Below are 23283 nucleotides of genomic sequence, written 5' to 3' on the forward strand. Positions count from 1 at the left end.
GAGCAGATGCGGGCTGTAAATAAAAATAGCCCCTTCTGCCTTTTCTAGATTCAAGTGAAACATTAAAAAGTTCAAAGGGGAGAATTAAAATGTCATTAAAACGTAAAAAGGTATCTGTTATCGGCGGCGGATTTACAGGAGCAACCACTGCATTTTTACTGGCACAAAAGGAACTTGGCGATGTAGTTCTAGTTGATATCCCACAAATGGAAAACCCAACAAAAGGTAAAGCGTTAGATATGCTTGAAGCGAGTCCAGTACAAGGCTTTGATTCTAATATTACAGGTACTTCAAATTATGAAGATACTCGTGATTCTGATATTGTGGTTATCACTGCTGGTATTGCCCGCAAACCTGGAATGAGCCGCGATGATTTAGTCCAGACAAACCAAAAGGTAATGAGAAGTGTTACACAGGAGATTGTAAAGTATTCTCCAAACTGTACGATTCTTGTTCTAACCAACCCAGTAGATGCAATGACATATACTGTATTTAAAGAATCAGGATTCCCTAAAAACCGTGTAATTGGTCAATCTGGAGTTCTAGATAGTGCTCGTTTCCGCACATTTGTTGCTCAAGAATTAAATCTTTCCGTTAAAGACATTACGGGATTTGTATTGGGTGGACACGGAGATGACATGGTTCCGCTTGTACGCTACTCCTATGCTGGTGGTATTCCATTAGAAACTTTAATTCCTAAAGATCGTCTAGAAGCAATTGTAGAACGTACAAGAAAAGGCGGCGGTGAAATTGTAAACCTTCTAGGTAATGGAAGTGCTTATTATGCGCCTGCAGCTTCTTTAGTAGAAATGTGTGAAGCAATCCTTAAAGATCAACGTCGAGTGATTCCTTCCATTGCTTATCTTGAAGGCGAATTTGGTTACGATGGCATTTACCTTGGAGTACCAACGATCCTTGGTGCAAATGGTATTGAAAAAGTAATTGAGCTTGAGTTAACTGCTGACGAAAAAGCTGCATTAGATAAATCAGCAGAATCCGTTCGCAATGTAATGCAAGTGTTAGCATAAAAAATTAAAATTGAGAAATTCGGGGTTGCAAGGGTTTCCCCGAATTTCTTTGCATTCAAATGAAATCGCTTACAACGGAGGTGGAGTTATATGCTTTTAGGTAAGAAAAGAAAGCTAGGAAGAAGGATTGAAGAAATTACTGTCGGTGAAAAATTGTCTATGACTGAAAAGATAGAAGACAAGGATATCCTCCTTTATTTAGGTTTAACAGACGATGCAAACCCTCTCTATATTCAACATGATTATGCTTCACAGACGCCTTTTGAAAAACCAATCGTTCCTAGTATTATGCTTACAGGAATGATAACCTCTGCCATCTCAAAATATTTACCCGGACCTGGGAGCCATATCTTAAGCCAAGATATTGAGTTTCCTAAGCCCGTATATCATTATGGAACCGTCGAGTTTTTGTTTGAAGTGATCGAGGTTGTAAGAGATGAACATACCATTGTGATCAGTGTCATAGGAATGAATGAAAAAAATGAGACTGTCATACTGGGAAGGGTTAAAGTTTGTCCTCCACATCGTTTGGAGGAAATACATGGTAGGGCGCTGGATAATTTTTAATAAAGATGTAAAAAAGGAATGTGTAGACGTTCCTTTTTGCGTTAAAAAGAAAATGTACGGTTCATAAAGCCTAAAAAGGTTGAGGGGCCCACGTGTTGGTCGATAAGACCGGTTCATAAAGCCTAAAAAGGTTGAGGCGCCCACGTGTTGGTCGATAAGAACAGTTCATTCAGGAAATGGCTTAATAAGATTGTCAAATCATATATAATAGGTATATTTTTTCTTCCCATTAGAACGATAATTTTTCATTAAAAATTTTTTTATGGTTTTTTTAGACCCCACAACTCCACACCATTCGAAAACCAAATTAGTAGTAATTTTTTTATCCGGAAATAATAGCTTTATTTCTTCCACATTGCGCAGTACGGCTGATTCAAAACCCTCTTCACATCCACAATCATCACATATAACTTTCCTTGCCCCTGTGGGAACAGTTATCTTAAATGAATTACACGTAATACATGTCATCCCTTTTCGCATTTGAGTATACTTATATGGTGGTAGCCTCCTATAGGGTGATTCAATTTGATGAAGGGAAACAAACTTGTCAGCCAGCTTTTTATGCCGGCTAGTTAGTTTGGAGGGCTGCATATCTAATTTTTTCATGAATCGATTTAGTTGTGAATGATAAACAATGGGTTCGTTTAGGGGCGCTTGATATAATGTAAACTCGGGGTTAATAAACACAACGGTTCCCTCAATGGGGATATTATATCCTAGATTTTGCAGTAACTGGCGTAGCATGAATTTGGTGCGTTTGAATTGGTCTAGTGGATTTTTATAATCTTTACCGGAAATCCTCTCAAGCCTGTCAGGTTTGAAAATGAAGTCGCCTTCATAATTTTTTATCTCACAAGGGTAAATCGTTTCTTGAAAAATAATAGTGGTATCAATTTGGAATTTAGAATTGTTAACCTCAAGCAGCAGATCGTTTAATATAAAGCACTCACATTGAAGCTTCTCTGTTAATAAATCGAACTCAACTTCACCTTCAAAGCCTTTTTCCTTGTTTTTATAATGTAGCTGCTCTTCAGTTGTTAAATTCATTCGTTTATTCAAAATTCTTAGGATCAATAATTCACCTGTTTCAACACGTGGTTTGTAAGCCATATTTCACTCCCTTTCATAGTTAATTTTATAAAAAATTATGGCGAAATTTGACACCAAAAGTGGATATTTTGTTAATTATTTTAAAAAATTCAAACTCATTTCGATGGCTATGTCCACATTCCTTTTATGTTAAAGTTTTGTAAAACTAGATTATATGTAATCTTTATTATTATAATGGAGGTAACTTATTTTAGTGGGGGATATTATGAAAAATAAAATACTTGTTGTCGATGATGAACAGTCAATTGTAACTTTGCTTAAATATAATTTGGAGCAGGCCGGGTATGAAGTGATCACTGCTATGGATGGTGAAGAGGGGAAACATCTTGCAGAGACACAAGGCCCTGATATCATTGTATTAGACCTCATGTTACCGAAGTTGGATGGAATGGAAGTATGTAAGCAGCTTCGTCAAAAGAGTATAATGACCCCAATTTTAATGTTAACTGCAAAAGATGATGAGCTCGATAAAATATTAGGTTTAGAGCTTGGTGCAGATGATTATATGGTAAAGCCTTTTAGTCCTAGAGAAGTGATCGCCCGCGTGAAAGCAATTCTTAGGAGGACACAAGTCCAAGCGGAGGCAATTGACGTAAGTGAAAAAGAGACGGGGCAACTAGTGATCGCTAATTTAAGAATCGATCCCGAAAAGTATGAGGCTTATTTTAACGACCAACTTTTGGAGTTAACCTTAAAGGAATTTGAATTACTTCTTTATCTCGCGCAAAATAAAGGCCGCGTCTTGACGCGTGATCAATTACTTAGTGCTGTTTGGAATTATGACTTTGCTGGCGATACTAGAATTGTGGATGTACATATATCACATTTAAGAGAGAAAGTTGAAGTGGATACGAAAAAGCCGGCCTATATTAAAACGTTACGGGGCTTGGGCTATAAATTGGAGGAGCCGAAAGGAGAATGACCAAATACCGAAAAGGGCTGCTAATTACACTAATCTTATTAATTATGGCGGTTTTAGTTGGATTAGGAATATTACTTGGCCAATTGTTTAAAAGCTATTACTTAGAGTCTCTAAATGAACATTTTAAAGTTGAAATCTTATGGGTCCTTTCCATCTGTCTAGGGATTGCAATAATAATAATTATTTTTCTATCCATTAGAATTACCTCAAAGTATACAAAACCAATTGAAGCTGCCACAAATGTAGCGATTGAACTGGCAAACGGAAACTACCGGGCACGAACAAAAGTAGATCGACTGGATGAAACCGGCATGCTTGGGTCATCGATCAATATGCTGGCCGAAAACCTCCAAGAACTTGTTAAAGCACAAGAAATGCAACAGGACCGGTTAAGTGCTTTAATTGAAAATATGGGAGCAGGATTAGTCTTAATAGATAGTCGCGGGTACATTAATCTCATTAATAAAGGGTTTATTGATATTTTTCAGGTGAATCCAACTGATTATTTAAATAAACTCTACTATGAAGTGATTGAATATGAAGAAATTTGTCATTTAGTAGCAGAGGTTTTTCGGACTGAAAAGAAGGTAAGTGAACAATTACTTGTGCCTTTTTTGATCGAACGAAGGTATTTTGTTGTGTATGGTGTCCCGATAATTGGAACAAATAATGTTTGGAAAGGGGTACTGATTGTTTTACATGATATAACCGAAATAAAAAAACTCGAGCAAATGCGGAAGGATTTTGTCGCCAATGTTTCGCATGAATTAAAAACCCCTGTAACTTCTATTAAAGGATTTACTGAAACATTGCTGGACGGTGCCATGAACAATAAAGAAACATTAGAAGCATTTCTTTCGATCATTTTAAAAGAGAGTGATCGCCTGCAAACACTTATACAAGACCTGTTAGAGCTTTCAAAAATAGAGCAGCAAGGCTTCAGACTAAACATTCAAGAAATAGATTTACATATGTTATTAAAAGAAGTAATCACGATTCTTACAGGAAAAGCAGAAGCAAAGAATATCAAGCTTGAACTTTACTGCAAGCAAAATCAAGTGTTAATCAATGGCGATTCGGACCGTTTAAAACAAGTATTTATCAATTTAATCGGCAACGCAATTAACTATACCCCGCCAGAAGGGGACGTAAAAATTATCCTTCTCGAACATGGTGAGAACGTACGGATCCATGTGAAAGACTCAGGGGTAGGAATTAGTAAAGAAGAGATTCCACGTATTTTTGAACGATTTTACCGAGTGGACCGTGCCAGAAGTCGTAACTCGGGTGGGACAGGCCTTGGATTAGCAATCGTAAAACACTTAATAGAAGCGCATCATGGTAACATAAGTGTCAGAAGTAATTTGGGTGAAGGAAGCGACTTTATTATTGAACTACATAAATATTCGATATGATTTTTGGAAGGTGGATATAAATGGAAAAAAGGAAACTTGTCCTGATTGACGGTAATAGTATTGCTTACCGAGCATTTTTTGCATTACCCCTGCTTAATAACGATAAAGGAATCCACACGAATGCGGTATATGGCTTTACGATGATGTTGATGAAAATTCTTGAAGATGAAAAGCCAACACATATACTTGTCGCATTTGATGCTGGAAAAACTACTTTTCGCCATAAAACCTTTAGTGAGTATAAAGGTGGAAGGCAAAAAACCCCACCTGAACTATCCGAACAATTTCCGTTTATCCGTGATCTTCTTGATGCTTATGGGATTTCCAGGTATGAGCTCGAAAATTATGAGGCCGATGATATCATTGGTACCCTTTCATTAACTGCAGAAAAGGATGGGTACGAAGTAAGAGTCATTTCAGGAGACAAAGATTTAACCCAACTCTCTTCCGCCACTACAACCGTCGGAATTACTCGAAAGGGTATTACGGATATTGAAGAATATACTCCAGAACATGTAGCCGAAAAATATGGACTTACACCAGAACAAATCATTGATATGAAAGGGTTAATGGGTGACCCTTCCGATAATATACCTGGTGTTCCTGGGGTAGGTGAAAAGACAGCGATCAAATTGTTGAAGGAGTTTTCAACCCTCGAAAATTTATTAAACTCAGTTGAACAAGTAACTGGGAACAAGCTGAAAGAGAAGCTTGAAGAATTTAAGAACCAAGCATTAATGAGTAAAGAACTTGCTACGATTGAAAGACAAGCACCTGTCGAAGTGGATTTAGAAAACGTCGCATACGAGGGCTTTACGCGCGAAAAATTAGTAGCCTTATTTAAAGAATTAGGCTTTCATTCATTATTGGGCAAGCTTGGAGAAGGTCCAGACACTATTGAAGAGCAGGAACTTGAAGATATTGATTTTCAAATTCCAACTGAAATAACAGAAGAACTGTTTGCAGACACTAATTATTTTTATGTTGAAATGCTGGATGATAATTATCATTATGCAGAGATTATCGGTTTCTCTCTTGTCAATGAAATAGGACATTTCTATTTGCCAACTGACCTGGCATTACAGTCAGAAGCTTTTAAAAAATGGGCGGAAGATGAGAGTAAAAAGAAAACAGTTTATGATGCCAAACGATCCGAAGTTTCATTAAGAAGGCATGATATTCATTTAAAAGGGGTCGATTTTGATATTCTAATGGCTTCCTATATCATAAATCCTTCAGATAACATTGAAGACCTCGCAGCGATAACGAAAAGATTTGATTTACATAATATCCAATCGGATGAATCGTTTTATGGGAAAGGTGCGAAACGAAAAGTCCCTGAAGTGTCAAAGCTCGGAGAACATCTTGTTCGGAAAAGTCTTGCAATGTCTGATATAAAAGAAAAACTAGAAGATGAATTAAGAAAAAATGAACAGTATGAATTATTTACCGAGCTCGAAATGCCTTTATCCCTGATTTTGGCTGATATGGAATCGTGCGGGATCAAGGTGGAACAGGAACGCCTTCAGACAATGGGTAAGGAGCTAAATGATAGACTCGTCGAGATTGAAGAGAAAATTTGTGAATTAGCAGGCGAAAAGTTTAATATCAACTCACCGAAACAACTTGGCGTAATTTTATTTGAAAAATTAAACCTTCCTTCGTTTAAGAAAACGAAAACAGGTCATTCAACTTCAGCAGATGTATTGGAAAAATTAGCAGAAGATCATGAAATCATCGAGCATATTCTTCTATACAGACAATTAGGTAAGCTTCAATCCACCTATATAGAAGGATTACTGAAGGTTATTAATCCTAAAACGGGAAAAGTCCATACCAGGTATCAACAAACTTTAACTGCGACTGGCAGATTAAGTTCAATTGATCCTAATTTGCAAAATATACCGATTCGCCTTGAAGAGGGACGTAAAATCCGCCAAGCCTTTGTTCCATCAGAGGAAGGCTGGATCATTTTTGCAGCCGACTATTCACAGATCGAACTGCGTGTCCTTGCTGATATTGCTGGTGATGAAAAGCTGATTCAGGCCTTCAAAGAGGACATGGATATTCATACAAAAACAGCAATGGAAGTTTTTCATGTCAATAAGGATGAGGTAACCTCCAATATGAGGCGTCAGGCCAAGGCTGTTAACTTTGGAATTGTTTATGGAATCAGTGATTATGGTCTGTCCCAATCCTTAGGAATTACAAGGAAAGAAGCTGGACAATTCATTAATCGTTATCTGGATACCTATCCAGGTGTCAAAGAATACATGGATGATATTATTCACTCGGCAAAACAAAAGGGCTATGTCTCCACTTTGATGCAGCGAAGAAGATACCTTCCTGAAATAACAGCTCGTAATTTTAACATAAGAAGCTTTGCAGAAAGGACAGCCATGAATACTCCAATTCAGGGCAGTGCCGCAGATATCATAAAAAAAGCAATGATTGATATGGACGATGCTTTAAAGGACAAGGGCTTAAAGACGCGCCTCTTACTTCAAGTCCACGATGAATTGATATTTGAAGCACCTGAGGACGAATTGGAAATTTTAAAGAAGTTAGTCCCAGACGTGATGGAAAATGCCCTCGAATTGAAGGTGCCGTTGAAAGTGGACTATGCCTATGGACCAACTTGGTTTGACGCCAAATAAAAGGGGGACCCCTCAGCAATGCCGGAGCTTCCAGAAGTAGAAACCGTAAGGAAAACGTTAAAAAAATTAGTTGTCAATAAAACCATCAAAGATATCTCCGTCTTTTGGCCAAAAATCATTAAAAGCCCACTTGAAGTGGAACAATTTGTCGATGCTTTAGTAGGGGAGACCATTGTTGATGTAGGCAGAAGAGGGAAATTTTTAATCATTTATACGGATCATTTCGCGTTAGTATCGCATTTGAGAATGGAAGGAAAGTACGGGCTTTATCCTAAGGAAGAACCCTTTGATAAACATACACATGTACTCTTTCACTTTACAGATGGAACAGAATTAAGGTATAGGGACGTTCGGAAATTTGGAACGATGCACTTATACAAAAAAGGGGACGAATTCTTAACGGAACCGCTCATAGGGCTTGGCCCTGAACCTTTTTCAGAGGAATTTACGGTAGAGTACTTGACTAAGAGGGTTGAAAAAACGAATCGAAAAATTAAAACAGCACTATTGGACCAAAAACTTTTTGTGGGGCTCGGTAATATCTATGTGGATGAGGCTCTTTTTCGGGCAGGTATACATCCAGAACGTATTGCTAACACATTAAATAAAAATGAACTTGCCGTTCTTCACCGTGAAATTGTTGCGACCTTAAGCGAAGCCGTCAAAAAGGGCGGAAGTACGATCCGCTCATATGTTAACTCCCAAGGGGAAATAGGTATGTTTCAGCTTGAATTATACGCATATGGTCGTAAAGGGGAAGAGTGTAAACGATGTGGAACACCTTTAGAAAAAACGACCGTAGGGGGCAGAGGGACCCATTACTGCCCGCAGTGCCAAAAGATTTAAGTGGGATACAAAAGTAGAAAAAGTGAGAATTGAAAATATTAACCTTTGATAGGCTCCTGCCATATACTATCGTAATGATTTTGGAGGAAGGAGCCCTAGACATCATGGTTCAGTTGTTCTCACTTCTCATACTTGCTTTTGCTCTCAGCCTTGATAGCTTTAGCGTGGGTTTTACCTATGGACTAAGGAAAATGGTCATGCCGATCCGATCAGTGATTATTATTGCAAGTTGCTCGGCTATTTCTTTAATGATTGCCGTGTCAATTGGGCATGGACTTGAAAAAGTTCTATCTCCAAGGATTACGTCAAGCCTAGGGGGAATCATTCTAATTGCTCTTGGTGCATGGGTTTTGTTTCAATTTTTCAAACCAGAAAAAGAAAAAGACGTACTAGAACATGAAAAAACAATCGTAAATTTTGAAATTAAATCCCTAGGATTAGCCATCAACATCTTGAAAAAGCCGATGTCCGCTGACTTTGACCAATCGGGTACGATTACGGGGATCGAAGCTTTAATGTTAGGCTTTGCCTTGTCTCTGGATGCCTTTGGAGCCGGGATTGGTGCAGCGATGCTTGGTTTCTCTCCCTTTTATTTAGCATTTACTGTCGCGATTATGAGCTCGTTATTTGTTCTATTAGGGATAAAAAGCGGAACTTTTTTTCATAAGTTTGATTGGATCCAAAAGTTCACGTTTTTGCCAGGGATTTTATTAATCATAATTGGAATATGGAAGTTATGAATCTAGAAAGGAAAAGACCATGTCATTAGTTATCGGTTTAACTGGCGGAATCGCCAGTGGAAAAAGCACAGTCTCAAACTTTTTCAAAGAAATGGATATCACTGTTGTCGATGCAGATATAGAATCACGCCTAGCGGTAATGAAAGGTGAATCCGCTTATTTTAGGATTATTGAAGAGTTTGGCCGTGATATTTTATTGGAAGATGGTGAAATTGACAGGCAAAAGCTTGGCGCAATTATTTTCCATCACGCTGAAAAACGGCAAACTTTAAACGAAATCGTCCACCCTGAGGTTAGAAAAAGAATGAGGGACCAAGTCGAACAGGCAATAAAAAACAGTGAAGAAGTGGTTGTTCTGGATATTCCTTTATTATTTGAAAGTAAACTTACGTATATGGTGGATAAAACGTTACTTGTTTATGTTGACGATGAAACACAATTAAAAAGATTAATCGAGAGAAATAATCTATCAGTTGAGGATGCCGAAGCAAGGATTCGTTCTCAGATGCCCCTTTCTGAAAAAATAAGGCTCGCGGATGCTGTAATTGATAATAATGGTTCGATCGCAGATACAAAAAAACAACTTCTTGAAATTTTAGTCCAGTTTGGCATCGATATAAATAATAATCTTAAGTAATGGGAGAGAAGGGCAACCTTCTCTTTTTTTCTGTTTCTAAGTTGCCTGAATTGTAAAACATTTTAAAAATCCGCAATTTATTCATCACAATTAAACCTAAATATGTTATACTAATTACAACAATACAAGTATTAAGTATGACATTAATACAAAAAAAGGGGATGTAAAATGAAGACGAGAGTTGCAATAAACGGTTTTGGGAGAATTGGCAGGATGGTTTTTAGAAAAGCTATCCTTGAAAATAAGCTTGAGGTTGTTGCCATAAATGCAAGCTATCCAGCGGAAACATTAGCACATTTACTTAAATATGATACAAATCATGGACCATTTCAGGGAGAAGTTATCCCTTTAGATGATGAGTTAATCGTCAATGGCAAAGGAATTAAACTATTAAGCAGTCGTAATCCAGAGGAGCTTCCCTGGAGAGAGTTTGGCATTGATATTGTTATAGAGGCGACAGGAAAGTTTAATGCTCGTGAAGCGGCGGCACTGCACTTAGAAGCAGGAGCCAGGAAAGTGATCTTAACTGCACCAGGGAAAAATGAGGATGTAACAATTGTAATGGGTGTTAATGAAGAAATGCTTGATATCAAGCATCATGACATTATCTCTAATGCATCATGTACCACCAACTGCCTTGCACCTGTTGCAAAGGTGTTAGATGAAAAGTTTGGCATTGAATGCGGATTAATGACAACGATTCATGCCTATACAAATGATCAAAAAAATATCGATAACCCTCACAAAGATTTACGAAGGGCTCGTGCATGTGGACAATCTATCATTCCAACAACAACAGGAGCGGCCAAGGCAATTTCACTTGTGTTACCACACTTAAAAGGTAAATTACATGGGATGTCACTTCGTGTGCCAACACCAAACGTTTCACTTGTTGACTTAGTAGTTGATCTTAAGCAAGATGTGACCCTTGATGATGTCAATAACGCATTTATTGAAGCGGCAAATGGCCCATTAAAAGGCATTTTGGATTTGACGATGGAACCATTAGTATCCGTTGACTTTAATACCAATGAACATTCTGCCATCATTGATGGTCTTTCCACAATGGTGATGGGAACAAGAAAAGTAAAGGTTTTAGCATGGTATGATAATGAGTGGGGGTATTCTTCACGTGTCGTGGATCTCACCATGTATGTTGCAGAGGAAATAGCAAAATCATCACAAATAAAGGTCGGATAAAATGCTGTCGATAGACAGCATTTTTTTTGCCTTGCTTGAGTCATCTGGGTGTTTTTTGCATAAAATAGCTTTGATTTCGTGTGTTTTTATCGAATGAAAAATGGAACATGCCCATTAACCTTGTTACAAAATAAACATATAAAGTTTTTTATATTGATAGGTTGCAAAAAAAATATAAACAAAGTATACTAGTCATCGTGAACTTCTTGAAATCAGGTAGCTATTAATTACTTAAAGGGTTAGGACCTCTCTGGACTAACTTTCCCCCGTGGTAGTTACTCGGATACCGTCAATAACAGGATTTCAAGAAAGAACATAAAAGGTTAAAGGGGGAAAAATGAATATGGAAACAATGGGACGTCACGTAATCTCTGAGCTTTGGGGATGCGACTTTGAAAAATTAAATGATATGAATTTTATTGAAACAACTTTTGTTGAAGCAGCTCTTAGATCAGGTGCGGAAATCCGTGAAGTAGCATTTCATAAATTTGCCCCACAAGGTGTAAGTGGTGTGGTTATTATCTCTGAATCACATCTTACCATTCACAGCTTCCCTGAACATGGATATGCCAGCATAGATGTATACACTTGCGGCGATTTGAATCCTAATGTTGCGGCCGATTATATTGCTGAGGCATTAAATGCACAAACACGTGAAAATATTGAAATTCCGCGTGGCATGGGTCCTGTTCATGTAAAACAGGCAAAAGTTTTATAGTCACTATAAAAACAATTAACTTAGAGGTGTATTTATACATACACCTCTTTTTATATTTTCTAGACTAATGTTGTACAATAAGAACAAAGCTACATCATGGGAGGAATAGTATGGCTATGTTAGGTAACCTATTTGTTCGTTTTAAAAAGCAAATTGAGACTTCAGATCAGATTAAGGATGATTCCTTAAAAACGCATTATTATAAGGCGATGTTTAATCAATTATTTGCATCTGTTGAAAAGTTATTCCATGAAGATGCTGATTGCCGGGTCACCACGGTTTCTAAAGAACATGGAGAAATTGCTGTTGAAATCAGTAAACCAATCCCCTGCTTTCTAATTGTTACAATTGTGGGAGTAAAGCCAATGGAAACAGCAGTAGACTTTAATATTTCATCTGAAAAATTTTCCTTACTCGGCACCTATCCCGATTTAAAAAAGCGGATTAATTATTATTACGAGCGGATTAATCAATTACATACCTTTATAGGAATAAAAAACTCCTAGTACTACTACTTGTATAAAGATAGTCTTTTTTATAAGATGAAAGTAAGCGTTTTTGTTCGGGAGTAAAGTGTAGATTTGGAGTTGATTACAATGAAATGCCCATCTTGTCAAAATTATGGTACACGCGTCCTCGACTCTCGCCCAGTTGATGAAGGTCGAGCAACACGGAGGAGACGCGAATGTGAAGAATGTGGGTATCGTTTTACTACGTTTGAGAAGATTGAAGAGATACCGCTGATTGTAGTCAAGAAAGAAGGTACCCGAGAAGAGTTTAGCCGTGATAAAATATTACGTGGCTTGATTAAGGCATGTGAGAAGCGGCCGGTGGCCTTAAAGGAATTAGAAGATATAACGCATGGTGTTGAAAAGGATTTGAGGAGTCAGGGTATTTCTGAAATAAAAAGTGAATCAATCGGTGAAATGGTCATGGACAGGCTGGCACATGTGGACGAAGTCGCCTATGTACGGTTTGCATCTGTTTACCGTCAGTTTAAAGATATTAATGTTTTTATTGATGAATTAAAAGAATTAATCAAAAAAGAAAAATCTTAAGAGCTAAAGAGTTTTTGGCTCTTTTTGATTTTATAACAAGAAAGGTTGGAGTGATATGGCGCAGCATTGGCAGGAAATTCTCCCTATCGACCGTTATATAGTTGCGGCTGATGGGCTGCTGCATGAGTATGACCGTAAAGTGCTGACGTTTTTATATCAGCCATTGATTGGGTCAACTTGCTTTAGTTTATATATGACGCTCTGGGCGGAGTTAGAGGAAAATCGGCTCTGGTCTGAGTCTTCCACTCATCATTTATTGATGAATCTCTTAGAGATGAACTTAAAGGATATTTACGAAGCCAGATTGAAGCTTGAAGGCATTGGTTTATTAAAGACGCGTGTCAAAACAGATGAAGGGGGACGCTCCTTCATCTATGAACTGCATCCACCTTTAAGTCCTGAGCAATTCTTTTTAGATGGGATGTTAAATATTTATCTTTATCGAAAAATTGGAAAAAACCATTTCTCTCGTCTGAAGCGCTTTTTTAGTGATCAACAAAAGCCAAGGGAAGAAGAGTATGTAGATGTTACAAGAGCCTTTCAGGACGTGTTTGCATCAGGGGCCCCTGGCAGTATGCAATATATTCAAGCCCTTTCCGAAGAATTACAAGAGGAAGAAAATCAACAGTTTATTGGTCGGAATGAGCCGAGTCCGATCCAAATTGGTGTGGACACGTTTGATTTTGATTTGTTAACAGCAGGGCTGAATGAATCACTTGTTCCCAAAAAATCGCTAACACCAAAAGTAAAAAGTGTAATTAGTAATCTTGCATTTCTGTACCAAATTGATGCAATCGAAATGAAAAATTTCATCTTGGGTGCTATTAACGAGCATGAAGAAATTGATATTGAGGACTTGAGAAAGGGGGCTCGTGATTGGTATCAATTTGTCAATTACGATCAACTTCCGAGTCTTATTAACCGAACACAACCAATCGTTCATCAAACTCAAATAACCGAACCTAAAACACAGGAAGAAAAATTAATTCGCTCTTATGAGACGACCCCGCCACTTATCGTTTTTAAAGAAATCTCAGGCGGTGTTGAACCTTCGAATGCCAATTTGAAAACCTTAGAAGAGATCATGATTAAATATAAACTTCCCCCAGGTGTGGTAAATGTCCTAATTGAAGTGGTTATGAGAAAAACGGACATGAAATTTACAAAGGGTTTTGTCGAGTCAATCGCTAGTCATTGGGCAAGAAAACAAGTGAAAACGGTGAAAGAAGCGATGGAGCTCGCGAAGAATGAGGAACATAAAGTAACAGAAAGCAAAAAAACTACAAGGTCGTCTAATAAAAAACCAATTCGGACAGAGTTAATTCCTGACTGGTTTGATGAAAGTACGAAAGATGCAGACAAAGATCCCGCGCAAGGAAACAACAGTGAAGTTGAAGCGAAAAAGCGTGCGATTGAAGAAAAGTTAAAAGCGTTTCGCAAATAGGGGGTGACCAAAATTGGAAAAAATCAATCGAACATTGAAAAGATTAGCTTCTAATGAAAGCTTTCAAAAACGATATGAACAACAACGCAGGCAAGTTCTTGAAAATCCGGATATTCAAGCTTTTTTAGCAGAACATCAAAATGAGATTGATCAATCCATGATTGATAAAAGCATGAGTAAACTGTACGAGTATACGAACCAAAGCAAGGAATGCCACAAATGTGAAAGTCTGGATAGCTGCATCAATTTCATGAAGGGATATCACCCAGAATTGGTATTATCTCGAAACTCCATTGATGTTGTTTATAAACGCTGTCCTCGAAAAATCATGGCAGATGAAAAAAAGAAAAATGAAAAACTAATCAAAAGTCTATATGTGCCAAGAGACATACTTGAGGCCACCTTTGAAGACTTTGAAGGAGACTCAGGCAGGCTGGATGCCGGAGATAAGGCTGCAACCTTTTTAATGAATTATGAGGCAGGTAAAAAACCAAAGGGCCTCTTTCTTTACGGGAAATTCGGTGTCGGGAAGTCCTATCTATTAGGGGCAATCGCCAATGAATTGGCAAAAAAACAGATTTCTTCGATGATTGTCTATGTCCCTGAACTATTAAGGGAAATGAAAAGTTCGATTGCGGATTCGACTTTGAATGAGAAAATTGAAGCGTTAAAAAGAGAACCGATTCTAATGCTTGATGATATTGGTGCGGAAGCTGTCTCGAGTTGGACAAGGGATGAAGTTTTAGGGCCAATTTTACAGTTCCGTATGCTTGAAAGTCTGCCGACATTTTTTACCTCAAACTTTAATTTTGGGGAGCTGGAGCATCATCTAACCTACAGCCAGCGGGGCGAAGAAGAGAAAATGAAAGCCCGACGAATCATGGAGAGAATCCGCTCCCTGAGTGTGCCAGTGATGGTCGATGGTCCAAATAGACGGGAATAAAACGTGTTTTCCGGATTGCTGAAACAGGTCAGCAGTCTTTTTTTTTGTATTTTTTTCTGTAAATAACAAAAGCAACTGTTAGCTAACTTCTATTTTAGCCAAGTCCCCCATATATATTAACAAAGATTGGCTTAAAGGGGGGATTTGGTTGGCGGAAATCATCTTCCAAAGCAAGCTGGATGCTCAAAAGTTTTATTACCACTTGCTGGAGTACTTACCAAATAATTATGATAAAGAAACTATTCTTCTAATAGAAGATCGACATATAGTAAAATTTTTAGGTAGCTTCTTATCCATTGAAATTTCTACTATGGTTAAAAATGCATTTTACGAATTTATTACGAACGTAAAACGTGACGATTGGTTCAGGGAAATTTTAAAAAACCGTTATTTTTATGAGGATCTAGAAGTACAACAACAGATAATGGAAATTATCTATTCTATTCTTGAAGGTCAAAGAGAAGACCTGATTGTCTTTTTGAAGGATTCAAATGAAGAGCCTAATATTAAAGCAGCCATCGAGTATATCTTTCAGGATGATATTTCTTTTTCGTTTGACTCCTTTCATAAATTTCGTTTGCGGCCATACCTCCAGTTACTTGAAGGTTATGTTGAGATTGCTATTGATGAATATAAAATGGAGCAGGAGTATCAAATGTTTGTGCAAATGCTCAGGGACTTTTTACTGAACAGGGAACCAAAAATGGATGTTCTTCATTTATTGTTTGACGAGGAAATTACTTTTTATAACGACCAGTTTGTAGAGATGAAAAGAGCTGAATTAATTAGATTGATTGACCGGAAGTTACTTGTTAATCATCCTGTTTATGTCGATTCTGCTTCCATTGCACCACTTTTATCGCTTGCACCTACAACTATTTTTCTGTATACAAAAGACCCAGAAGAACCCTTAGTTCGAACAATCAAAAACATCTTTGAAGAAAGAGTAACTGTGAAATCGTTTGCGTCCCTCCGTGAAGTTAAGAAATGGGCGGCAGATAATAATTCTTCTGAACACCATGCTTGAGATACAGGAATTTTTGTAATAATTTGTTTTTGTAGGTTGATGTCCCTTGATTTTTAGGGAATTAGTCATTATAATAACGTACATAGAATATTCATAGCAAAAGTAATGATAAGGATAACAGTATTTTTTACGGTTTCTAGAGAGGGAGGACAGGGCTGAAAGCCTCCTAACACGAAAATAATACTTACCACCTTTAAACTTCAGCAGTGAACACTTCATGTTTCCGTGAAGTCAGTAATTGTTGACGGCCACAGCCGTTAACTGACCAAAGTCATTTTCAATGTGTATCATTCGAAAATGAAAAATTGGGTGGAACCACGTGTTTATCAAAACTCGTCCCTATTCCAGGGACGGGTTTTTTTATTTTTCAACAAAACTAGGAAAAATGTCTAGCTGCAGCGCCTAGGGGCACTATGGTCTACAGCCAATCCGTCGAGAAGGTTAAAGAACAACCTTCCCGCCGGCTCGTCATATGCTTGGCTACAGAAAGCTACCGCTTTCTGTACGCATTAAGGGAGACTAAGTCGCTGGCGGCACTTCGCATGCCAGTGACAAATCTCCCTATATCGCCCCTGACCAAGGCGCTTCCGCTTTTCTAATTACAAAGGAGGAATTACCATGTCAGACGTTGTTAAGATTTCGTTTCCAGATGGGGCAGTAAAGGAGTTCCCACGTGGAACAACAACGGAAGATATCGCTGCTTCCATCAGCCCCGGCCTAAAGAAAAAAGCGATTGCCGGTAAATGGAACGGTCAACTTTATGATCTTCGCCGTCCAATTAATGAAGACGGTTCAATAGAAATCGTCGTCCCTGATTCCGTAGACGCATTAGAGATTTTACGGCACAGTACAGCACACTTAATGGCACAGGCTGTTAAAAGGCTTTATCCTGGTGTGAATTTAGGAGTAGGTCCTGTTATTGAGGGTGGTTTTTATTATGATATGGACCTTGAGGAATCATTAACTCCAGAAGATCTGCCAAGGATTGAAAAGGAAATGGCGAAAATCGTCAATGAAAATATTGAAGTTGTTCGCAAGGAAGTAAGTCGTGCGGATGCTGTTCAGCTATTTAAAGAAGCGGGTGACCCTTACAAGCTGGAACTAATTGAGGCGATTCCTGATGAGGAAACAGTGACAATCTATGAGCAAGGTGACTTTTTTGACCTTTGCCGTGGTGTCCATGTTCCATCGACAGGAAAAATCAAAGAATTTAAATTGTTAAGCATTGCGGGTGCCTATTGGCGCGGTGACAGCAAAAATAAAATGTTACAGCGTATTTACGGAACTGCCTTCTTTAAGAAAGAGGATCTAGCTGAGCATCTTCGTTTGCTTGAAGAAGCGAAAGAACGTGACCACCGTAAAATTGGTAAAGAGTTAAACCTTTTCACTAGTAACCAATTGGTAGGACAGGGATTACCGTTATGGCTTCCGAAAGGCGCAACAATTCGTCGTGTGGTTGAACGATACATTGTTGATAAAGAACAACGTCTGGGTTATGACCATGTGTACACTCCGGTCATGGGCAGTGTTGATTTATATAAGACTTCAGGTCACTGGGATCATTACCAGGAAGATATGTTCCCGATCATGGAAATGGACAATGAACAATTGGTTCTTCGTCCAATGAACTGTCCACATCATATGATGGTGTACAAGAACAGCATTCACAGCTATCGTGAACTTCCAATCCGAATTGCCGAACTTGGAACAATGCATCGCTATGAAATGTCTGGTGCCCTTTCAGGACTACAGCGGGTTCGTGGAATGACTTTAAATGATGCACATATTTTTGTTCGTCCTGACCAAATTAAAGGTGAATTCAAACGGGTTGTTAACCTAATCTTAGCGGTCTATAAAGACTTTGATATTAATGACTATTCCTTCCGTTTATCATACCGTGACCCGCAAGATACTGAAAAGTATTTTGACGATGACGCGATGTGGGAAAAAGCACAATCGATGCTGAAGGATGCCATGGATGATCTTGGTCTTAACTACTATGAGGCAGAAGGAGAAGCTGCATTCTACGGTCCTAAGCTTGACGTTCAAGTTAAGACAGCTCTAGGGAAAGAAGAAACACTTTCCACTGTTCAATTAGACTTCTTATTACCGGAACGTTTTGATTTAACATATGTTGGAGAGGACGGCAAGCAGCATCGTCCAGTCGTTATCCACCGTGGAGTTGTGTCAACAATGGAACGATTTGTTGCCTTCTTAATTGAAGAATACAAAGGCGCTTTCCCTACTTGGCTGGCTCCAGTACAGGTACAGGTTATTCCAGTATCTCCTGGTGCGCATTATGATTATGCTAAGCAAGTTCAGGAGCAACTTCAAAATGAAGGTTTACGTGTCGAATTGGATGGCCGTGATGAAAAAATCGGCTATAAAATTCGCGAAGCTCAAATGCAAAAAATACCATATATGCTGGTTGTTGGTGATAAAGAAGTCGAAGACCAAGCTGTCAATGTCCGTAAATATGGTGAACAAAACTCAGAAACAAAGCCATTTTCAGAGTTTTTAGCAGCAATCGTTGCTGAAGTGAAAAGAGGATAATTTTTATTCGGAAGAGGGAGCAATCTCTCTTTCTTTTTTTAAAATAAAAAAATATATTGAATAATTTTCAGTTTCTTGCTAAAATAAATTTCGTTGTCAAAGGAAATAGTTTGTTTGACATTACGTCTTTGCTTATGTTATATTAACTAAGGTGAAAAATTGAATACTTGTTTTTGGGAAAAGAAGAAGCACCCGCTTCTCACCTGATTGACGCAATTGGCAGTTGGCAGGTTTTACGTGAACTTTTTGGTTTTATTACTTATGTTCTGTAAAGTGTGGGTGCATTCATCCGCACTTTTTTGTTTGTTCACTTAATAGCACTGCTAAAAAGCTTTACTACCTGTTGATTCAATAGGGTGTCAGACGTTTAGGTTGAAAAGGGTTCCTTATGATTTTCTTGACCAAAACGTTGTATTCGTGATAAAACCTTGGAGGTGGCTAATTATTAGCAAAGACATGTTGTTAAATGAGGGCATTCGCGCTCGCGAAATCCGCCTAATTGATCAAAATGGCGAACAGTTAGGGATTAAAACCAAAACTGAAGCCTTAGAGATTGCCGGAAGAGTGAATCTTGATTTGGTACTAGTAGCACCAAATGCAAAGCCTCCAGTCGGCAGAATTATGGACTATGGCAAGTTTAAATTCGAGCAGCAAAAGAAAGAAAAAGAAGCTCGGAAGAATCAAAAAATCATTACTACTAAAGAAGTTCGTCTCAGCCCAACGATTGATGAGCATGACTTTAATACAAAGTTACGTAATGCGATTAAGTTCTTGGAAAAAGGCGACAAGGTAAAAGCTTCAATCCGTTTCAAGGGCCGGGCGATTACCCATAAAGAAATTGGTCAACGTGTGTTAGACCGTTTTTCAGAAGCGTGCAAGGAAGTTGCAACGATCGAATCCCATCCTAAAATGGATGGCCGGAGCATGTTCCTGGTTTTAGCACCTAAAATCGACAAGTAATAAGGAGGATATCCCAAATGCCAAAAATGAAAACTCACCGTGGCGCTGCAAAGCGTTTCAAGAAAACTGGTTCAGGTCAACTTAAACGTGACCACGCTTATACAAGCCACTTATTTGCTAACAAATCTACTAAAGCAAAGCGTAAGCTTCGCAAAGCATCCCTTGTTTCTAAAGGTGATTTCAAACGCATTCGTCAAATGTTAACTTACATGAAGTAAAAATTTAGTGATCGATTTATATATTGGAGGGAAATTACATGCCACGTGTAAAAGGCGGTACAGTTACGCGCAAGCGTCGTAAAAAAGTTCTTAAATTAGCAAAAGGTTATTACGGTTCAAAACATACATTATACAAAGTTGCTAACCAACAGGTTATGAAATCATTAATGTATGCTTTCCGCGATCGTCGTCAGAAAAAACGCGACTTCCGCAAATTATGGATTACTCGTATCAATGCAGCAGCTCGTATCAACGGTCTTTCTTACAGCCGTTTAATGCATGGCTTAAAGCTTGCTGGTATCGAAGTAAACCGCAAGATGCTTGCTGAATTAGCAGTAAGCGATGCAAACGCATTTGCTGAATTAGCAAACGTTGCAAAACAAAACATTAACAAGTAATTAGAAAAGCTAAAAGCGCCCTTAGGCGCTGGAGCTAGACATATGTAAAGGCCATTCTCTTTGATGAGGATGGCTTTTTCTATAAGGGGGTATTGGATATGAAAATATGGTTATTGGCCTATCTAATCATGAATATCGCAGGACTCGTGATTATGTGGGAGGATAAGAAGCGGGCAAAAAAACATGAGTACCGAATCCGAGAAAGGACCTTGTGGCTGGTGGCATTATTTGGAGGCGCTGTAGGTACGACGGCAGGGATGCAACTTTACCGCCATAAAACGAAGCATCCATCGTTTAAGATTGGTTTTCCTGTCCTAGCAGTAATCGAACTCGTTCTTCTCATAAAGTTTCTGCTATAAAAAGAGCATGAAAAACGGCTAATCCTGCAAAAATTCCTTCACCGGACTTTTCCAATGGATTTCAGCATTCGGATAACACTCAAGGATTTTTTTATCCATATAAAAAAAGTCATCCTTAACTAGCCCTTTTAGCGAGCCTGCATTTTCAGGCCAGATGATGATCGAGACGACATCAAAGGTGTTGTCGGCAGGACCCATGTATTTCTCACCAGCAAATATAGCACCTTTATAGGTAAGTAAGAAATTCTTTCGGACATCCTGATCATCAATTAATAAAAAACGTTTATGTTTACGGGCAGCTTCTAGTTTTCGTTTCGATGTAAAAAGGGATTTTAACACATAGCTAAATAAGAAGAATAGGAAAAACAACAATACGAAGCGTAGCAACCATATCATGGCTAAGCCTCCTGTATCTTTTTCCTAATTATACGAAACAGCCCGAAAAAAGTTTCAATCATTTCTCAGTTTGATATAATTTTTCCATAAGGAGTGATGGAAGTATGCAACTAGAAAAACTGTTTCACATGCAAAAAGCATTAGATACTCATATTGAAGAAAAACACAACTTGCAGGACGAAGATTTATTTGATAGAAAGGTACTGGCCTTACTAGTTGAAATTGGTGAGTTGGCAAATGAAACACGCAGCTTTAAGTTTTGGAGTGTTAAGCCGTCTTCATTGAAAGAAGTCATTTTAGAGGAATTTGTTGATGGGGTTCATTTTATTTTATCGCTCGGGATTGAATGTGGATTTGATGCGGTGAAAATTGATTTGAATGTTCAGGAGTCATCTGTGAATGTGACAGAACAATTTTTAAGCGTCTATGACAGGATTAGTATTTTTCAAAAAAGCAAAGGTTTGGATGATTACATAAAGTTATTTAAATCTTACTTGCAATTAGCTTTGCTGCTTGGATTTACGAATCAAGATATTGAAAGAGCATATTTCCAAAAAAACGAAGTAAATTATCTAAGACAGCAGAATAACTATTAGCAGAAAAATTGCGGATTTATTGTTATTTTCTGTATAATGAAAGTCGAACAAACATTAAAGGGGGCTAATAAATGGTAAAACTAGATGAAACCTTGACGATGTTAAAAGAGTTAACCGATGCCAAGGGGATTCCCGGCAATGAGCGTGAAGTTCGTGAGGTCATGGAAAAATACATAGCTCCATTCGCTGATGAAATCACAACCGATGGACTTGGCAGTTTGATTGCACAAAAGGTAGGTAAAGAGGGCGGCCCGAAAATCATGGTGGCTGGTCACTTGGATGAAGTTGGGTTTATGATTACTCAAATCGATGACAAAGGTTTCCTTCGTTTTCAAACGGTTGGCGGCTGGTGGGGGCAGGTCATGCTTGCACAACGCGTAACGATTGTTACGCGAAAAGGAGATGTAACCGGAATTATCGGTTCTAAGCCTCCGCATATTTTATCAGCGGAAGCTCGCAAAAAACCGGTTGAAATTAAAGACATGTTTATTGATATTGGTGCATCTAGCCGCGAGGAAGCTACTGAATGGGGCGTTCGTCCAGGCGATATGGTTGTACCATATTTTGAATTTACAGTGATGAACAATGAAAAAATGCTATTAGCCAAGGCTTGGGATAATCGGATTGGCTGTGCAATTGCCATTGATGTCCTGAAACAATTAAAGGGTGTAGATCATCCGAACGTTGTTTATGGGGTAGGTAATGTTCAAGAAGAGGTAGGTTTGCGTGGTGCCAAGACAGCCACTGCAAAAATCAAACCGGATATCGGCTTTGCTGTTGATGTCGGTATTGCTGGGGATACACCTGGGATTTCGGAACGAGAAGCAATGAGTAAGATGGGGAAGGGACCACAAGTTGTTATCTATGATGCCTCACTTGTAGCCCATAAAGGTTTACGCGATTTAGTGACCGATACAGCCGATGAATTGAACATCCCCTATCAATTCGAGTCCATTCCTGGCGGTGGTACGGATGCAGGGTCGATCCACTTGACACATCATGGAGTGCCGGCACTTCCGATTACGATTGCGACGCGCTATATTCATTCTCATGCAGCTATGCTCCATCGTGATGATTACGAAAACGCTGTGAAGTTGATTGTCGAAGTTATTAAGCGCTTAGACCGAGAGACTGTTGATAAAATTACGTTTGAATAAGAATGTTTGAAATCCCCGGTAGAACTTTGCCGGGGATTTTTCTGTTCTATTAACTTTTTAAAGGTGTTTTAGGATTCGCTCATTGAATGCCCGAATTCGCTCATTAAATGTCAAAATCGGCTCATTAAACTCAAAAATTCGCTCATTAAATGTCAAAATCCGCTCATTAAACTCAAAAATTCGCTCATTGAATGTCAGAAATTGCTGATAGACTTAATTTTTCTAATTAAAAATGCACAGTCTCACTGTTTGGCTTGGTTTTTCATTTACTATTGCATCTAATTTTGCTAAATATTTTATTTTAACAGAAAAAAAGCTGTCAATCTGCCCGATT

The 23283-nt window shown here is 38.4% G+C and carries 24 protein-coding genes and 2 other annotated features; of the genes, 22 read left to right on the forward strand and 2 right to left on the reverse strand.

Annotated features, from left to right (window positions below):
* Positions 1-89 precede the first annotated feature (89 nt).
* Together mdh and COE25_RS16505 are read left to right on the forward strand one after the other, a co-directional pair.
* Positions 90-1028 carry a malate dehydrogenase gene (gene mdh, locus COE25_RS16500; RefSeq protein WP_088089224.1) on the forward strand — a complete coding sequence of 313 codons (939 nt, stop codon included), beginning with the start codon at positions 90-92 and terminating at the stop codon, positions 1026-1028.
* 90 nt (positions 1029-1118) lie between these two features.
* Entirely contained in the window at positions 1119-1595 is a 477-nt protein-coding gene (locus COE25_RS16505; RefSeq protein WP_098933365.1) for a MaoC/PaaZ C-terminal domain-containing protein, read from the forward strand.
* A gap of 198 nt (positions 1596-1793) precedes the next feature.
* Here COE25_RS16505 and COE25_RS16510 read toward each other — a convergent pair whose 3' ends face one another.
* Positions 1794-2705 (reverse strand): nuclease-related domain-containing protein, encoded by a 912-nt coding sequence (locus tag COE25_RS16510; RefSeq protein WP_098933366.1) that lies wholly within the window; start codon positions 2703-2705, stop codon positions 1794-1796.
* A 205-nt stretch (positions 2706-2910) separates the two neighbouring features.
* Between COE25_RS16510 and COE25_RS16515 the strand changes: the two genes are divergently transcribed.
* The 18 genes from COE25_RS16515 to COE25_RS16600 all read left to right on the forward strand — a co-directional run bounded on the left by COE25_RS16515 (position 2911) and on the right by COE25_RS16600 (position 20800).
* Positions 2911-3627, forward strand: a complete 717-nt coding sequence (locus tag COE25_RS16515; RefSeq protein ID WP_088089222.1) for a response regulator transcription factor — start codon at positions 2911-2913, stop codon at positions 3625-3627.
* Positions 3624-5042 carry a two-component system histidine kinase PnpS gene (gene pnpS, locus COE25_RS16520; protein ID WP_098933367.1) on the forward strand — a complete coding sequence of 473 codons (1419 nt, stop codon included), beginning with the start codon at positions 3624-3626 and terminating at the stop codon, positions 5040-5042. Before COE25_RS16515 ends, pnpS begins: the two co-directional genes overlap by 4 nt.
* A 20-nt stretch (positions 5043-5062) precedes the next feature.
* Complete coding sequence (gene polA, locus COE25_RS16525) at positions 5063-7699, forward strand: DNA polymerase I (RefSeq protein ID WP_088089220.1); 2637 nt, start codon at positions 5063-5065, stop codon at positions 7697-7699.
* Positions 7700-7717: 18 nt separating this feature from the next.
* Positions 7718-8545, forward strand: coding sequence for a DNA-formamidopyrimidine glycosylase (mutM, locus tag COE25_RS16530; RefSeq protein ID WP_098933368.1), 828 nt, complete (start codon positions 7718-7720; stop codon positions 8543-8545).
* A gap of 104 nt (positions 8546-8649) precedes the next feature.
* Positions 8650-9285, forward strand: a complete 636-nt coding sequence (ytaF, locus tag COE25_RS16535; protein ID WP_088089218.1) for a sporulation membrane protein YtaF — start codon at positions 8650-8652, stop codon at positions 9283-9285.
* 19 nt (positions 9286-9304) lie between these two features.
* Positions 9305-9922 carry a dephospho-CoA kinase gene (gene coaE, locus COE25_RS16540; protein ID WP_098933369.1) on the forward strand — a complete coding sequence of 206 codons (618 nt, stop codon included), beginning with the start codon at positions 9305-9307 and terminating at the stop codon, positions 9920-9922.
* 168 nt (positions 9923-10090) lie between these two features.
* Positions 10091-11122, forward strand: a complete 1032-nt coding sequence (locus COE25_RS16545) for a glyceraldehyde-3-phosphate dehydrogenase (RefSeq protein WP_098933370.1) — start codon at positions 10091-10093, stop codon at positions 11120-11122.
* Between the two features lie 343 nt (positions 11123-11465).
* The gene (gene speD, locus COE25_RS16550; protein WP_088089215.1) at positions 11466-11840 is read left to right on the forward strand and encodes an adenosylmethionine decarboxylase; all 375 of its coding nucleotides are present in this window, start codon (positions 11466-11468) and stop codon (positions 11838-11840) included.
* A 110-nt stretch (positions 11841-11950) separates the two neighbouring features.
* Complete coding sequence (locus tag COE25_RS16555) at positions 11951-12346, forward strand: hypothetical protein (protein ID WP_088089214.1); 396 nt, start codon at positions 11951-11953, stop codon at positions 12344-12346.
* 90 nt (positions 12347-12436) lie between these two features.
* A complete protein-coding gene (gene nrdR / locus COE25_RS16560) occupies positions 12437-12898 on the forward strand; it encodes a transcriptional regulator NrdR (protein WP_098933371.1) in 462 nt (153 codons plus the stop codon).
* Between the two features lie 55 nt (positions 12899-12953).
* Positions 12954-14342: a replication initiation and membrane attachment family protein gene (locus COE25_RS16565; protein ID WP_088089212.1), complete on the forward strand. Its 1389-nt coding sequence runs from the start codon at positions 12954-12956 to the stop codon at positions 14340-14342.
* 13 nt (positions 14343-14355) lie between these two features.
* A complete protein-coding gene (gene dnaI, locus COE25_RS16570) occupies positions 14356-15285 on the forward strand; it encodes a primosomal protein DnaI (RefSeq protein WP_098933372.1) in 930 nt (309 codons plus the stop codon).
* A gap of 148 nt (positions 15286-15433) precedes the next feature.
* Positions 15434-16312 carry a sporulation protein YtxC gene (gene ytxC, locus COE25_RS16575; RefSeq protein ID WP_098933373.1) on the forward strand — a complete coding sequence of 293 codons (879 nt, stop codon included), beginning with the start codon at positions 15434-15436 and terminating at the stop codon, positions 16310-16312.
* A 96-nt stretch (positions 16313-16408) separates the two neighbouring features.
* Positions 16409-16656, forward strand: a binding site (T-box leader).
* A 274-nt stretch (positions 16657-16930) separates the two neighbouring features.
* Complete coding sequence (gene thrS / locus COE25_RS16580; RefSeq protein WP_098933374.1) at positions 16931-18865, forward strand: threonine--tRNA ligase; 1935 nt, start codon at positions 16931-16933, stop codon at positions 18863-18865.
* A gap of 174 nt (positions 18866-19039) precedes the next feature.
* Positions 19040-19172 (forward strand) — a sequence feature (ribosomal protein L20 leader region).
* A gap of 134 nt (positions 19173-19306) precedes the next feature.
* Positions 19307-19825, forward strand: a complete 519-nt coding sequence (gene infC / locus COE25_RS16585; RefSeq protein ID WP_168246258.1) for a translation initiation factor IF-3 — start codon at positions 19307-19309, stop codon at positions 19823-19825.
* A gap of 17 nt (positions 19826-19842) precedes the next feature.
* Entirely contained in the window at positions 19843-20043 is a 201-nt protein-coding gene (gene rpmI, locus COE25_RS16590) for a 50S ribosomal protein L35 (RefSeq protein ID WP_066258063.1), read from the forward strand.
* A gap of 38 nt (positions 20044-20081) precedes the next feature.
* Positions 20082-20441: a 50S ribosomal protein L20 gene (rplT, locus tag COE25_RS16595; RefSeq protein WP_066258061.1), complete on the forward strand. Its 360-nt coding sequence runs from the start codon at positions 20082-20084 to the stop codon at positions 20439-20441.
* A 98-nt stretch (positions 20442-20539) separates the two neighbouring features.
* Entirely contained in the window at positions 20540-20800 is a 261-nt protein-coding gene (locus tag COE25_RS16600) for a DUF1294 domain-containing protein (protein WP_098933375.1), read from the forward strand.
* An 18-nt stretch (positions 20801-20818) separates the two neighbouring features.
* Here the strand turns inward: COE25_RS16600 and COE25_RS16605 are convergent, their stop codons facing one another.
* Complete coding sequence (locus COE25_RS16605) at positions 20819-21196, reverse strand: sigma-w pathway protein ysdB (RefSeq protein WP_098933376.1); 378 nt, start codon at positions 21194-21196, stop codon at positions 20819-20821.
* A 104-nt stretch (positions 21197-21300) separates the two neighbouring features.
* Between COE25_RS16605 and COE25_RS16610 the strand changes: the two genes are divergently transcribed.
* Positions 21301-21792, forward strand: coding sequence for a dUTP diphosphatase (locus COE25_RS16610; protein ID WP_098933377.1), 492 nt, complete (start codon positions 21301-21303; stop codon positions 21790-21792).
* A gap of 71 nt (positions 21793-21863) precedes the next feature.
* On the forward strand, positions 21864-22949 hold the full coding sequence (locus COE25_RS16615) for a M42 family metallopeptidase (RefSeq protein ID WP_088089204.1): 1086 nt from the start codon (positions 21864-21866) through the stop codon (positions 22947-22949).
* Positions 22950-23283: the final 334 nt, after the last annotated feature.

This window comes from Bacillus sp. AFS031507 (assembly GCF_002584635.1).
Taxonomy (GTDB): domain Bacteria; phylum Bacillota; class Bacilli; order Bacillales; family Cytobacillaceae; genus Neobacillus.

Excerpts from the sequence above, each read along its gene's own strand:
- mdh (WP_088089224.1), top strand. The coding sequence starts at position 90 with ATGTCATTAAAACGTAAAAAGGTATCTGTTATCGGCGGCGGATTTACA.
- COE25_RS16505 (WP_098933365.1), top strand. The coding sequence starts at position 1,119 with ATGCTTTTAGGTAAGAAAAGAAAGCTAGGAAGAAGGATTGAAGAAATT.
- COE25_RS16510 (WP_098933366.1), bottom strand. The coding sequence starts at position 2,705 with ATGGCTTACAAACCACGTGTTGAAACAGGTGAATTATTGATCCTAAGA.
- COE25_RS16515 (WP_088089222.1), top strand. The coding sequence starts at position 2,911 with ATGAAAAATAAAATACTTGTTGTCGATGATGAACAGTCAATTGTAACT.
- pnpS (WP_098933367.1), top strand. The coding sequence starts at position 3,624 with ATGACCAAATACCGAAAAGGGCTGCTAATTACACTAATCTTATTAATT.
- polA (WP_088089220.1), top strand. The coding sequence starts at position 5,063 with ATGGAAAAAAGGAAACTTGTCCTGATTGACGGTAATAGTATTGCTTAC.
- mutM (WP_098933368.1), top strand. The coding sequence starts at position 7,718 with ATGCCGGAGCTTCCAGAAGTAGAAACCGTAAGGAAAACGTTAAAAAAA.
- ytaF (WP_088089218.1), top strand. The coding sequence starts at position 8,650 with ATGGTTCAGTTGTTCTCACTTCTCATACTTGCTTTTGCTCTCAGCCTT.
- coaE (WP_098933369.1), top strand. The coding sequence starts at position 9,305 with ATGTCATTAGTTATCGGTTTAACTGGCGGAATCGCCAGTGGAAAAAGC.
- COE25_RS16545 (WP_098933370.1), top strand. The coding sequence starts at position 10,091 with ATGAAGACGAGAGTTGCAATAAACGGTTTTGGGAGAATTGGCAGGATG.
- speD (WP_088089215.1), top strand. The coding sequence starts at position 11,466 with ATGGAAACAATGGGACGTCACGTAATCTCTGAGCTTTGGGGATGCGAC.
- COE25_RS16555 (WP_088089214.1), top strand. The coding sequence starts at position 11,951 with ATGGCTATGTTAGGTAACCTATTTGTTCGTTTTAAAAAGCAAATTGAG.
- nrdR (WP_098933371.1), top strand. The coding sequence starts at position 12,437 with ATGAAATGCCCATCTTGTCAAAATTATGGTACACGCGTCCTCGACTCT.
- COE25_RS16565 (WP_088089212.1), top strand. The coding sequence starts at position 12,954 with ATGGCGCAGCATTGGCAGGAAATTCTCCCTATCGACCGTTATATAGTT.
- thrS (WP_098933374.1), top strand. The coding sequence starts at position 16,931 with ATGTCAGACGTTGTTAAGATTTCGTTTCCAGATGGGGCAGTAAAGGAG.
- rpmI (WP_066258063.1), top strand. The coding sequence starts at position 19,843 with ATGCCAAAAATGAAAACTCACCGTGGCGCTGCAAAGCGTTTCAAGAAA.
- rplT (WP_066258061.1), top strand. The coding sequence starts at position 20,082 with ATGCCACGTGTAAAAGGCGGTACAGTTACGCGCAAGCGTCGTAAAAAA.
- COE25_RS16600 (WP_098933375.1), top strand. The coding sequence starts at position 20,540 with ATGAAAATATGGTTATTGGCCTATCTAATCATGAATATCGCAGGACTC.
- COE25_RS16605 (WP_098933376.1), bottom strand. The coding sequence starts at position 21,196 with ATGATATGGTTGCTACGCTTCGTATTGTTGTTTTTCCTATTCTTCTTA.
- COE25_RS16610 (WP_098933377.1), top strand. The coding sequence starts at position 21,301 with ATGCAACTAGAAAAACTGTTTCACATGCAAAAAGCATTAGATACTCAT.
- COE25_RS16615 (WP_088089204.1), top strand. The coding sequence starts at position 21,864 with ATGGTAAAACTAGATGAAACCTTGACGATGTTAAAAGAGTTAACCGAT.